The sequence below is a fragment of the Faucicola sp. SE7633 genome (genome assembly GCF_059264685.1).
This window is the reverse complement of record NZ_JCADBW010000006.1, coordinates 53,267-64,719: the sequence shown is the minus strand read 5'-3', so window position 1 is coordinate 64,719 and position 11,453 is coordinate 53,267. Positions and strand designations below refer to the sequence as shown.

General features: G+C 51.4%; 11 protein-coding genes and 1 tRNA gene. 6 read left to right on the top strand and 6 right to left on the bottom strand.

Annotation, left to right across the window (positions count from 1 at the left end; all coding sequences use genetic code 11):
- Position 1: 1 nt before the first annotated feature.
- Both AC5L4R_RS03820 and AC5L4R_RS03815 read right to left on the bottom strand, forming a co-directional pair.
- The gene (locus tag AC5L4R_RS03820; RefSeq protein ID WP_494472750.1) at positions 2-754 is read right to left on the bottom strand and encodes an SDR family NAD(P)-dependent oxidoreductase; all 753 of its coding nucleotides are present in this window, start codon (positions 752-754) and stop codon (positions 2-4) included.
- Positions 755-775: 21 nt separating this feature from the next.
- Positions 776-1,441, bottom strand: coding sequence for a phosphoribosylanthranilate isomerase (locus AC5L4R_RS03815; RefSeq protein WP_494472749.1), 666 nt, complete (start codon positions 1,439-1,441; stop codon positions 776-778).
- 342 nt (positions 1,442-1,783) lie between these two features.
- On the opposite strand from AC5L4R_RS03815, the gene nhaC reads away from it, so the two are divergent.
- Positions 1,784-3,286, top strand: a complete 1,503-nt coding sequence (gene nhaC / locus AC5L4R_RS03810; protein WP_494472748.1) for a Na+/H+ antiporter NhaC — start codon at positions 1,784-1,786, stop codon at positions 3,284-3,286.
- 471 nt (positions 3,287-3,757) lie between these two features.
- Here the strand turns inward: nhaC and AC5L4R_RS03805 are convergent.
- Positions 3,758-3,834: transfer RNA gene (locus AC5L4R_RS03805), tRNA-Arg, on the bottom strand.
- Positions 3,835-4,139: 305 nt separating this feature from the next.
- Between AC5L4R_RS03805 and AC5L4R_RS03800 the strand changes: the two genes are divergently transcribed.
- The 5 genes from AC5L4R_RS03800 (at position 4,140) to nagZ (ending at position 8,781) form a co-directional block, all read left to right on the top strand.
- The gene (locus AC5L4R_RS03800; protein ID WP_494472747.1) at positions 4,140-4,703 is read left to right on the top strand and encodes a c-type cytochrome; all 564 of its coding nucleotides are present in this window, start codon (positions 4,140-4,142) and stop codon (positions 4,701-4,703) included.
- Positions 4,704-4,914: 211 nt separating this feature from the next.
- Entirely contained in the window at positions 4,915-5,898 is a 984-nt protein-coding gene (locus AC5L4R_RS03795; RefSeq protein WP_494472746.1) for an ABC transporter ATP-binding protein, read from the top strand.
- Positions 5,899-5,986: 88 nt separating this feature from the next.
- Positions 5,987-6,760: an ABC transporter permease gene (locus AC5L4R_RS03790; RefSeq protein ID WP_494472745.1), complete on the top strand. Its 774-nt coding sequence runs from the start codon at positions 5,987-5,989 to the stop codon at positions 6,758-6,760.
- Entirely contained in the window at positions 6,757-7,659 is a 903-nt protein-coding gene (gene queF, locus AC5L4R_RS03785; RefSeq protein ID WP_494472744.1) for an NADPH-dependent 7-cyano-7-deazaguanine reductase QueF, read from the top strand. The genes AC5L4R_RS03790 and queF overlap by 4 nt, the downstream gene beginning before the upstream one ends.
- A 24-nt stretch (positions 7,660-7,683) precedes the next feature.
- Positions 7,684-8,781 (top strand): beta-N-acetylhexosaminidase, encoded by a 1,098-nt coding sequence (nagZ, locus tag AC5L4R_RS03780; RefSeq protein ID WP_494472743.1) that lies wholly within the window; start codon positions 7,684-7,686, stop codon positions 8,779-8,781.
- Between the two features lie 28 nt (positions 8,782-8,809).
- On the opposite strand, the gene AC5L4R_RS03775 is transcribed toward nagZ, so the two are convergent.
- From AC5L4R_RS03775 to AC5L4R_RS03765, 3 genes are all read right to left on the bottom strand, one after another.
- The gene (locus AC5L4R_RS03775) at positions 8,810-9,379 is read right to left on the bottom strand and encodes a TPM domain-containing protein (RefSeq protein ID WP_494472742.1); all 570 of its coding nucleotides are present in this window, start codon (positions 9,377-9,379) and stop codon (positions 8,810-8,812) included.
- 58 nt (positions 9,380-9,437) lie between these two features.
- Entirely contained in the window at positions 9,438-10,676 is a 1,239-nt protein-coding gene (locus AC5L4R_RS03770) for a TPM domain-containing protein (RefSeq protein WP_494472741.1), read from the bottom strand.
- Positions 10,677-10,738: 62 nt separating this feature from the next.
- Positions 10,739-11,410, bottom strand: a complete 672-nt coding sequence (locus AC5L4R_RS03765; RefSeq protein ID WP_494472795.1) for a LemA family protein — start codon at positions 11,408-11,410, stop codon at positions 10,739-10,741.
- Positions 11,411-11,453 lie beyond the last annotated feature (43 nt).

Sequence of the window (11,453 nt, the reverse complement as noted above, 5' to 3'; positions counted from 1 at the left end):
CCTACATACCCTTGACCACCTGTAAGCCTGCAAATGTCTGCGCGGTGGGCATGACTTCTAGCGCATTGATATTGATATGGGCAGGCTGCTCAATCAGCCAAGCCACGATGTTGGCGATATCTGATGGCGTGACATAGTCCACACCCTCATACACGGCCGCGGCGCGCGCATCATCACCTTTAAAACGCACATGGCTAAATTCTGTCCCACCACATAGCCCCGGCTCAAGGTTGGTCACGCGCACGTTTTTACCCACCAAATCTGCACGCAAGTTTAGGCTAAATTGTTTGACAAACGCTTTGGTTGCGCCATACACGTTTGAGCCAAAATACGGGTAATTGCCCGCGATTGAGCCGATATTGATGACATAGCCCGAATTTTTAGCCGTCATATACGGCAAAATTTCATGGGTCAGGTGGGTCAAGCCCAGTACGTTGGTGTTGATCATCTGTTGCCAGTCATTAAAATCGGCGGCATCGGCAGGTGCAAGCCCTAAGGCAAGCCCTGCGTTGTTGATCAGCACGTCAATATTCGTCCGTAAATCCGCTGGCAAGCTGGCTAACGCGGCTTTGGTCGCGGCCAAATCGGCGATATCAAAGGCAAGTGGGATAAACTGGCTACCAAATTGTTGGGCGAATTCATCCAATTTGGCGTGCCGTCTGCCTGTGCCAATCACCGTATGCCCGTTTGCAATCAGTAATTCGGCAATCGCTTTACCAAAACCTGCTGTCGCGCCTGTGATTAAGATATTCATTTTAACCCTTTGCGTTGATGTTTAAAAATCTTTTGTCCTTACCGCCTGTATGAATGCTTGCATTTTGACAGCGTCTTTTTGTCCTTTGGCGCGTTCAATACCACCACTCACATCCACACCGTATACGCCCGTTTGGCCAATCGCTGCTGCCACGTTATCCGCTGTCAATCCCCCTGCCAAAATAATGGGTATATCAACCGTTTGCGGCAATTTTGTCCAGTCGAAAATTTGTCCTGTCCCACCAAATTGATGCGCATGGTAGGTATCTAGCAAAATCGCGCTCGCGCCATACGCGTGATACTCAGCGATATGCGCGGCAATGCGCTCGGGCGTATCATCCTCACGCACACGCCATGCCTTAATCCAACGCTTGCCCACACGGCTTGCCATCAGCTGGCACGCCAGCGGTGACTCATCGCCATGAAACTGCACGATATCAAACCCAACGTGATGCGCCAAATACACCAGCTCTTGCTCAGGCAGATTGACAACCAACGCTACCACACTGACAAACGGCGGCACAAGACGGGCAAGCGACGCGCCCTGCTCTACTGTGACTGCACGCGGGCTTGGCGGATAAAACACCAACCCAACAGCATCCACCCCTAGGGCAACGGCAGCTTGGATGTCATCGGCTTGGGTCAAGCCACAAAATTTCACGGCGATAGGGCGGTTGGTTGGGTGCATGACGGGCAGATAATCCGCTTGTTAAAAAAATCAGCAAACGTTTATCCTAGCACAATTTGGCAAAAAACCTAGCACAAAATTGGTGGGTGCAACAATTTTTTTATATTGCCCAAATCTTGCTGCTGCGCGTTGGTTTTGGGTTACGAATTTGTGCCCGTAAAGCCGATACTATCAGACATTTTGCCGTTGATCTACCACTGATATGCCCACTTTAGATTGGCTTTAACAATCAACATGGGCTTTACGTTTGTGAAAATTTCTGTGCTTATCCGTGCTGTTATTTGATTTTTTGTGCTCGATTTGTTATTATTATAATTCATTTTTTCTAAACAATGGGGAGTTATGTCTGATTCAAATTCGGCGAGTGCGCCGACGCAACTACCACCACTTTGGTTAGCATTGACCCCTATTTTGCTAACTTTAACCATTTTAATGACCCAGTTATTTGTCTTTAATCATTTTGCCCCACACGTGCCGTTGGTGTTTGGCATTGCGATTACGGCGGTTATGGGTTATTTCACAGGCGTGCCGTGGCTGCGCACGCGCAAGGGCATTTTTCATGTGATTCATGTGTCGATGCCGTCGCTTTCGGTGTTGATTATTGTTGGGATGTTGATTGGCGTTTGGATCGCGTCGGGTACTGTGCCGTCGTTGATTTATTATGGTTTAAATTTGATTAAGCCTGAGTATTTTTTGCTCACCGCGATGCTGGTGTGTGCGGTGGTGTCGGTGTCACTGGGTACTAGCTGGGGCGCTGTGGGGACGGTTGGGCTTGCCTTGATGGGTATTGGTGCAGGGTTTAATGTGCCGATGTATTGGACGGCAGGTGCGGTGATTTCGGGGGCGTTTTTTGGTGATAAGGTCTCGCCTTTATCTGATACGACCAATCTTGCGCCTGCGGTCACGGGGACAAACGTGTTTGACCATATCAAAAATATGATGCCCACGACCATCCCTGCGATGGTGATTGCGATGGTGATTTATACCGTGATGGGCTTTCGGCTTGCCAGCGACCAATCGGTCTCTATGACCCAAATTGAGCAAATTTCACAGATGCTGCAGGCTAATTTTAATTTGTCGCCATGGCTGCTGTTGCCGCCGCTGGTGGTTCTTGGATTGGCCGTTACCAAAAAGCCGCCCATTCCGTCTTTGTTTGCTGGTGTGCTGATTGGGGGGATTGTTGGGTTATTGACCCAGCCGCACATCAGTATCGGTGGGTTGTTTGAATACGCGCAAAATGGCTTTAGTATCTCAACGGGTGTTGAGGATATTGATAAGCTACTTAATAAAGGCGGCATTCAATCCATGATGTGGACTATCTCTTTGATGCTGCTGGCGCTGGGGTTTGGCGGTGCGTTAGAAAAAACGGGCTGTCTTGAGGCGGTGGTTTATGCCATTGTTAGCAAGGTCAAAAGCTTTGGCATGGTACAAACTTCAGCAATTGGTACGTCATTTTTGACCAATGCCATTGCAGGCGATCCCTACATTGCAATCGCCCTACCAGGTCGGATGTACTCACCGTTGTATCGTGGTTTGGGTTACTCAACGCTCAACCTTGGACGCGCCTTAGAGGAAGGTGGTACGCTGATGAGCCCCTTAATTCCGTGGAATGCAGGCGGCGCGTTTTGTATCACTGCGCTGGGTTTGGGGATTATTGACGGTACACACATGGAAAATCTGCTGTATATCCCCTTGGCGTTTGGCTGCTGGATTGCGCCGATTTTGGGTATTACGTATGCGTTTTTGGGTATTTTTTCACCCAAGGCAACGCCAGAGGAGCTGCAAGCGTGGCAGGAGCAAGGCGAAAAAATCATGCAGGTGGATAATGTGCATATTATTGATTAGTACGCCTAAGGCATAGCATGCGACGTGTTTGGTAAGCGGCTGTTTTACCACATCTGCTGTCTGTTTAACACCAAGCCATTTTGGGATGGCTTGGTGTTAGTTGATTTGCAAAGCAATCATAAGCATTGACTTCCTCCCCTCCCTATCGTTCGGGGATTCCTTCTGCAAGACGGTGAAGCCCCACCGCAAACCTAAGACAATGGCAACCGCCCGTACGACACACCGTACATCTTAGGTTCTTATTTTAAGCTAATCCTACCGTTAGGATTGTCATAGACACGAATTAGCTTAAGTGTGTGTTTGGAAACGTCTTACCAGTTAAGTTACTGCGTACTCGCAATTTAGTCTTAACTTAACTGTGGAATGTAAGACATTGAATATAGTGAGATGAGTCTAGCAAAACTTATCGCATTTAACAATTGCCTTATATCCACCGCCTGAAGTCGCAGGTTTACGGCAACGAATGATAAATGGTGCGCTCGGCGGGAATCGAACCCACGACCCTTGGCTTCGGAAACCAATACTCTATCCAACTGAGCTACGAACGCATAGACAATGCGGCTAAAGGTTTTTTAGACGCATAGAAGAAGCCTTAAGATAAGACGGCATAGTTTACAAAACTTATCCGATAAAATCAACCACACAAATTTAGGCGCAAATTGTGCAATAAATCACATTTCGTCAGATTCAATGATAGCTTTTTTGTTTGATTTTCCCTTATAATAGTGTGGAAAATAAGACCGCGTAACGTTTATTTACCAAGATGTACCAACCTGACATAAATGCTTGCAGCTGTAGCTGCCTGTTAAGCGTTTAGCGACATCAAGCTTAGTGACATTAAGAGAATGGTCGTATGAACCGAATCCATCAAGCCATCGTATTATCTGCTGCAAGTTTATTGGGGCTTGCCAGCATGACTGTCAGCCAAGCGGCTGATATGGCTAGCACCGCCGCGTCAGCCGATACCGCAAGCGCCACTGCCTCAACGGCAGCCGCTGATGCTGATAAAGACGATAAGCCTAAAATCCCACAAGACCCACCCCAAGTCCAAAAGTTGATTGCACTTTATCCAAACCTCATTGCGCGTATTGCCCCACAAGGCAAAGTGTGTTTTGAAGGGCAAGAATGTGACATCAGCATCACTGCCGCTTTGGGTGCTGCCGATGCAGACAATCCACGCGATGGTAAGACGATTTTTGAAGGTGTGTGCCATACCTGTCACGCGGCAGGTCTGCTAGGCGCGCCAAAATTTGGTGATAAAGCCGACTGGGCACCGCGTATTGCTAAAGGCATCAATACGCTACATGACCATGCGCTACATGGCTTTAATGCCATGCCTGCCAAAGGTGGTAACGCTGATTTGCTTGACGTTGAAGTCACCAATGCGGTGGACTACATGGTAGAAAACTCCAAGTAATCACGGCATTTGTTTATACGAGTTATGCCGCAAAAAGTCCAGTTTAGCTGGGCTTTTTTTGTGCTAAGTGGCTATAAGCCACAATATAGCGCCAGATACGCCCAAACACGGCTTTAAATTTGTCGGTTTTGTCGCCATCAATAGGCTTTGTTTTAGGCGGCTGTTTTTTGCTGGGTTTATTTTAACATTTTCATATCGGAGCGATTGCTGTATGTCTATCCCATCTGCCATATCCAACGCTGTGCCGACTGCTGTGCCTGCTTTAGCGCTCACGGGTTTGTCAAAGACTTATCCCAACGGGTTCACCGCGCTCAAAGGCATTGATTTGGTCGTGCCACAGGGCGGTTTTTTTGCGCTGTTGGGCGCAAATGGCGCAGGTAAATCGACGACCATCGGCATGATTAGCTCACTATTTGCCCCAACCACAGGCGATATCAAGATTTTTGGGGTGGATTTGCTGCGTCAGCCGCAGCTTGCCAAGCAGTATCTGGGCGTAGTGCCACAGGAGTTTAATTTTGTCCAGTTTGAGCGTGTTGAGGATATTTTGGTGACGCAGGCAGGGTATTTTGGTATCCCTGCCAGCCAAGCGCGTCCGCGTGCCGAGCAGCTGCTCAAGGCGTTAGGGCTTTGGGACAAACGCGCCAATAAAGCGCGGATGCTGTCGGGTGGGATGAAACGACGGCTGATGATTGCGCGCGCGCTGATGCACCGCCCCAAGCTGCTGATTTTGGATGAACCGACGGCAGGGGTGGATATTGAGCTGCGCCGCTCGATGTGGGATTTTATGCGGGCTATCAATGAAGAGGAAGGCACGACGATTATTTTGACCACCCACTATTTGGAGGAAGCGGAGCAGTTGTGCCGCGATATCGCGATTCTTGATCATGGTGAGATTGTGGTCAATACCGATATGCGTAGCCTATTGGCAAGTCTTGATGTGGAAACGTTTGTGCTGGATTTGTCCGCACCATTGGTCAGCGTGCCTGCGTTGATGGATGTGGCCCATGTGCAGCTAGCCGCCCCGACCAGCCTTGCGGTGACGCTCAAAAAAGGCCAAAGCTTAAATGCGGTCTTTCAGCAGCTGTCGGCGTTGGGCATTGAGGTTGCCAGTATGCGCAACAAATCTAACCGCTTAGAAGAGTTGTTTTTGAATTTGGTTGAGCATAATTTGACAGAAAAATTGACCAATTCATAAAACGGAGTGGGGTTTATCAGTTTTAGCCAGTGTTGTTTTTTATTCGTTGATCACGAATGATCAATTTAATTTTGCATTAGAGTTTAGCATGGATTTTCAAAAACAATGGGTAGCGTTTAGCACCTTAGCCATCAAAGAAGTGCGGCGGATTTTTCGTATTTGGCCGCAGACGTTGCTACCGCCTGCTATCACCATGAGCCTGTATTTTATTATTTTTGGTAAAATGATTGGCGCACGCGTGGGTGAGATGGGCGGCGTGTCGTATATGCAGTTTATTGTGCCTGGCCTGATTATGATGGCGGTGATCACCAACAGCTATTCTAATGTGGTGTCGAGTTTTTTTAGCACCAAGTTTCATGGTAGCATTGAGGAGATGTTGGTTAGCCCAATTTCTAAACACGCGATTTTGCTAGGGTTTATCGTCGGTGGGTTGTTTCGGGGGTTGGCGATTGGGCTGATTGTCACACTACTTGCGCTGTTTTTTACCAAGTTATCATTGGTGCATGCGTTTATTACGGTGTTTACGGTGGTGATGACATCGGCGCTGTTTTCGCTGGGTGGTATGATTAACGCGGTGTTTGCGCGTTCGTTTGATGATATCTCGATTGTGCCAAGTTTTGTTTTGACGCCGCTGACGTATTTGGGCGGTGTGTTTTATTCGATGCAGGATTTGCCGCCGTTTTGGCAGAAGGTGTCGCTGCTGAATCCGATTGTGTATATGGTCAATGCGTTTCGTTATGGTATTTTGGGACATTCGGATGTCGATGTGTGGGGTGCGTTGGTGGCGATTGCAGGCTTCACCGCGCTGTTGTATGGCGTGGCGTATTATTTGTTAAAAGACGGTTCACGGGTGCGGCTATGACAGATTTTGATAAAAACCATTCTCCACAACATTCACCGCTTAATAGCGCGTTGGGGCAAACGACGGTGTACCCAACGACGTACGCGCCTGAGGTGTTGTACGCAATTCCGCGCGCGTTGGGTCGGTCGGGCTTGACATTGCCTGTTGAGCAGCTAAGCGTCGGCGTGGATTGGTGGCAAGCGTATGAGGTGTCGTGGCTCAATCCGCAAGGCGTGTCGCAAGTGGCGATGGCGCGTTTGACCGTGCCTGCCGATTCACCGTATTTGGTCGAGTCAAAGTCGCTTAAGCTGTATTTGAACAGTCTAAACTTCACCACCTTTGCCAATCGCGGTGCGCTCATCGCAACGATTGCACAAGATGTCGGCGCGTGCGTACAAGCGGCGGTGGCGGTTGAGTTGTTTGCAGTCGATACGCCAGACGCCTTGCCATTGTCTGCCCCACAGGGGGTTTGTATTGATGATGCGCTGGATGATTTGCCACCCAATGAACCACTAGCATTGGTCGGCGATGTGGATGCCAGCTTGTTACGCGCTGCAAGTTCAACCGACGTGGCCAAAAATTCAGTCCACGCCAGCCAGCCACAAGCGTATTATTCACACTTGCTGCGCTCAAACTGCCCTGTGACCAATCAGCCTGATTGGGGCACGCTAGCGATTGAGATTGACAGCGCTCCGCTAGACCCTGCCAGCTTGCTGCGCTATATTTTGAGCTTTCGGGCGCACAATGGTTTTCATGAGCAGTGTGTTGAGCAGATTTTTCATGATTTAACGCAAGCATTTGCGCCCAAATCGCTGTTGGTACGGGCTTGGTACACGCGCCGTGGTGGGATTGATATCAACCCGTGTCGGGTGAGTGATAGCGGCTTGCTGCCTGCGCCAAGTCGGCTTAATCGTCAATAATTCAAGTTTTGCCAGAGAGTTAGTATGTCACTTGTTATCGAAAGCCGTCGCACACCGCGCACTGTTGGCCATGATTTGCCGTTTGGGCAGCTGATGCTTGACATCGCAGGCACGTCGCTGACTGACGCGGATCGCCATCTCCTTGCCGACCCGAATGTTGGCGGGGTGATTTTGTTTGCGCGTAATGTTGAAACGCCTGCCCAAGTCCGCGCTTTGACCGACAGTATTCGCGCGGTCAAGCCGAATATTTTGCTGGCGGTGGATCAAGAAGGCGGTCGGGTGGCGCGTCTGCGGCAAGGTTTTACCCCATTGCCTGCGATGGGGCGGCTGGGGGCGTATTTTGAGCAATCGCCTATTGATGCGCTGGCGTTGGCATACGCTTGTGGGTATGTCATGGCGGCAGAAGTGCTGGCGGTGGGGATTGATTTTAGCTTTGCGCCTGTGCTGGATATCAATGGTATTAGCCAAGTGATTGGTGACCGGGCGTTTCATACCACGCCTGTGGCGGTGACGGCATTGTCGGCGCAGTTTATGCGTGGTATGCACGCGGCAGGCATGGCGACGACAGGCAAGCACTTTCCAGGCCACGGTTCGGTCGCGCCTGATTCTCACGTGGCGCAAGCGATTGATACACGCGCATTTGATGACATTGCTGCGCAAGACATGCAGCCGTTTATACAAAATTTGCCGCAGCTTGATGCGCTGATGCCTGCGCATGTGATTTTTAGCCAAGTGGATGACAAGCCTGCAGGGTTTTCAGCGGTGTGGCTGCAAAACATCATTCGTCAGCAGTTGCGTTTTGATGGCGTGCTGTTCTCTGATGATTTATCCATGCAAGCGGCACACGTTGCAGGCGATGCCGCAGCACGACTGGCAGCCGCGTTGGGTGCAGGCTGTGATATGGGCGTGGTGTGCAATGACCGCGCAGCGGCAACGCTGGCATTGGCAGGTTTGCACAAGCAGCCCGCCTTGACAAGTGCAGATAGCCAGCGGCGTTTGCGCCGTATGGTAGGCGCAATCCCTGCTTGGCAGGGCGATTTGGCCCAAACCGCCAGCCAACTGCCAGCGTGGCAGGATTTGCAAACCCGTGTGGCAGATTTTTGCGCGCGCTTGGCAGACTAAAAGAGGCAGGCTAAAACAAAGATATAGTCTAGCGGATAAAGACCACCGTATCGGGCAGTTCATTGCCTTGTGGGTCATCCGTTAAGCTGTAATGCTGGCGCAGCACGTCACCGATTTGCTGCAACAGCTCTGTCAGCGCCGTGACTTGGCGTTTGGCGCGAATACCGCTGATTGCGCGGTCACACATCGCCTGCCATGTGCTGTCGGCGACATGGCGGCTGATGCCACGGTCAGCGACAATTTCAAGCCGCCGCTCACAGACATTGAGGTATACCAACACGCCTGTGTTGTCTGCTGTGTCCCACACCCGATAACGCCCAAATAGCTCCAATGCCCTATCCCAGCAGCCATAACGGTGCGCCATCTTAAGCGGTAAGGTATTTTCAACCACCAAGACAATCTCACCGCGATGCCCAGCCTCAGCCTGCGCGACGGTTTCGGTCAGTGCCTGCTGCGCCGATTTGGGCAGCCAATGGCTATGACGCATGGGCACAAACGCAACTTGCCGCCACCAACGCGCCCAACTGGGCTTGCTTGGGTCACGGTGACTGGGTTTAGCGCACTGCTCAGGTGGCAAGGTTGAGGCTGAATCAGGCATACAGATATCCTTTTAATGTAGACGTTAAACGCTTAAGCCGTGTTGGTTGGTGCACGTCCTACCAAGACCCCCCTGCGCCACCACCGCCAAAGCCGCCACCGCCGCCGCCAAAACCACCACCACCAAAACCGCCGCTTGAGCCGCCACCAAAGCTACCACCACCAAAACCGCCACCCATCGGGAAGAAGACCACCCCGCCACGGCGACCGCGTCCGCCACCACCTCGACCGCCACCACCACCGCCACCAAACAATAGCAGCAAGAAGAAGACAATAAACGCAGCCACCAACGCACCACCACCCGCAATGGCAGAGCCAAACGTCGCCACACCGATGGATGTGAGCAACGCACCGATAAACCGCCCAAAAATCGCGGCTATAACTTGCCCAAAAATAAAACCAAAAATCAGCAGCGGTATCATGGCTTCAGCGCCCGACACCGAACCTGCACGGGCAGTACTGGTGCTGTTAGCCTGACGCGCGCGCTCGGCATCGGCTTGGCGCAGCACCTCGGGGTCAGCGCTTAGGCGTTCCTCAATGCGGTTGATACCTGCGCTAATACCGCCTGCGTAATCGCCTGTTTTAAAATACGGTGTGATATCCTCAATGATGATGCGCTTGAGCGCGGCATCGGGCAACACGCCTTCTACGCCATAGCCCGTGAGAATTTGCATCTTACGGTCATTGATGGCAACCAACATCAAAATACCGTTGTCCGTGCCTTTTTTGCCAAGCCCCCAACGCTCAGCCACTTGTAAGGCATAATCAAACGTGTCTTGCCCGTCGGTGCTGGGTACGACAACCACCGCCATCTGTGCCATGCCCGTTTGGTATAAGGCGCGTAGCTTGGTTTCAAGCTGGCGTTTTTCGCTCGCGCTTAAGATATTGGCTTGGTCAATGATGGGATTGTTGAGTACCAGCTGATTGGGTGGTACGTTGCTGGCTGTTGAAGTACGCGGTGATTGGCTGGTTGTCTGTGTGGTGGACGCGTCAGCCGTGGCGGTGGCGGTGTTGTCGGCGCGATTGCCCGTGCCAGCAGCATTGTTAGCGGCTGGTGTGTCATGCGTTGGCGCGTCGGTGTTGGTTGCCCTACCCTGCGCAGCTGATACCATGTCATCAACACTGTAGGTCGGTAACGCGCCGCTTTGGCGATTGGGGTCGATATTGACGGCAGGGTCAGCCACAGCAGGTAGGGCAGCTATCGCCAAATAGCCGCCCAATAACCAGCCGCTTGCCTTGCCACCTTGACGCTTACCTTGCCACCGTTGTGTTGTTGTCGTCTGCACTTGCCGTTTCATCTATCAACCCATTGACCGCGCTGCCCGTCCATCACCGATTTGCTTTTTGACCACCACAGGCACTATTGTGCGGTTGCCGTGTTAGTGGCAGGTGCGGTGGTTGGCGCACGGTCGTTACCAAAATCTACCGTGGGCGCGGTTGAGATTTGTGCTTCATTCGCCACCGTGAAGTTAGGCCGCGGCTTCATGCCGAATGCTTTGGCTTCAAGGTTGGCAGGGAATGAACGCACCGTGGTGTTGTAAGCCTGTACGTCGTCGATGTAGCGTTTACGCGCAACTGCGATACGGTTTTCGGTGCCTTCAAGTTGGGCTTGTAGCTCTTGGAATTGGCGGTCGGCTTTTAAATCGGGGTATTTTTCTGACACCACCATCAACCGCGACAACGCGCCGCCCAACTGGTCTTGCGTTTGTTGAAAACGCTGAAACGCTTGTGGGTCATTGAGCACCTCAGGAGTGACTTGCATGGAGGTTGCCGCCGCACGCGCCTGTGCTACCTGTGTCAAGGTGTCTTGCTCGTGTTGGGTATAACGCTCAACCGTGCGCACAAGGTTTGGAATCAAATCCGCACGGCGTTGGTACTGGTTTACCACCTCTGACCACGACGCATTGACCTGCTCGTCTTGTGCCTGCATTTTATTGTAGCTACAGCCCGTCAAGTTTGCGCCGCCTGTCACCAAAACCAGCCCCAAGACAGCCGCTTTTAGCGTTGGCATTACATGGTATTGCATAATGATTTCCTTGTTTCAACATCCCATTAACGCGATTATGGCGACGCGA

Bases quoted from the DNA above. Each gene is read 5' to 3' on its own strand.
- AC5L4R_RS03820 (WP_494472750.1), bottom strand. From the start codon at position 754: ATGAATATCTTAATCACAGGCGCGACAGCAGGTTTTGGTAAAGCGATT.
- AC5L4R_RS03815 (WP_494472749.1), bottom strand. From the start codon at position 1,441: ATGCACCCAACCAACCGCCCTATCGCCGTGAAATTTTGTGGCTTGACC.
- nhaC (WP_494472748.1), top strand. From the start codon at position 1,784: ATGTCTGATTCAAATTCGGCGAGTGCGCCGACGCAACTACCACCACTT.
- AC5L4R_RS03800 (WP_494472747.1), top strand. From the start codon at position 4,140: ATGAACCGAATCCATCAAGCCATCGTATTATCTGCTGCAAGTTTATTG.
- AC5L4R_RS03795 (WP_494472746.1), top strand. From the start codon at position 4,915: ATGTCTATCCCATCTGCCATATCCAACGCTGTGCCGACTGCTGTGCCT.
- AC5L4R_RS03790 (WP_494472745.1), top strand. From the start codon at position 5,987: ATGGATTTTCAAAAACAATGGGTAGCGTTTAGCACCTTAGCCATCAAA.
- queF (WP_494472744.1), top strand. From the start codon at position 6,757: ATGACAGATTTTGATAAAAACCATTCTCCACAACATTCACCGCTTAAT.
- nagZ (WP_494472743.1), top strand. From the start codon at position 7,684: ATGTCACTTGTTATCGAAAGCCGTCGCACACCGCGCACTGTTGGCCAT.
- AC5L4R_RS03775 (WP_494472742.1), bottom strand. From the start codon at position 9,379: ATGCCTGATTCAGCCTCAACCTTGCCACCTGAGCAGTGCGCTAAACCC.
- AC5L4R_RS03770 (WP_494472741.1), bottom strand. From the start codon at position 10,676: ATGAAACGGCAAGTGCAGACGACAACAACACAACGGTGGCAAGGTAAG.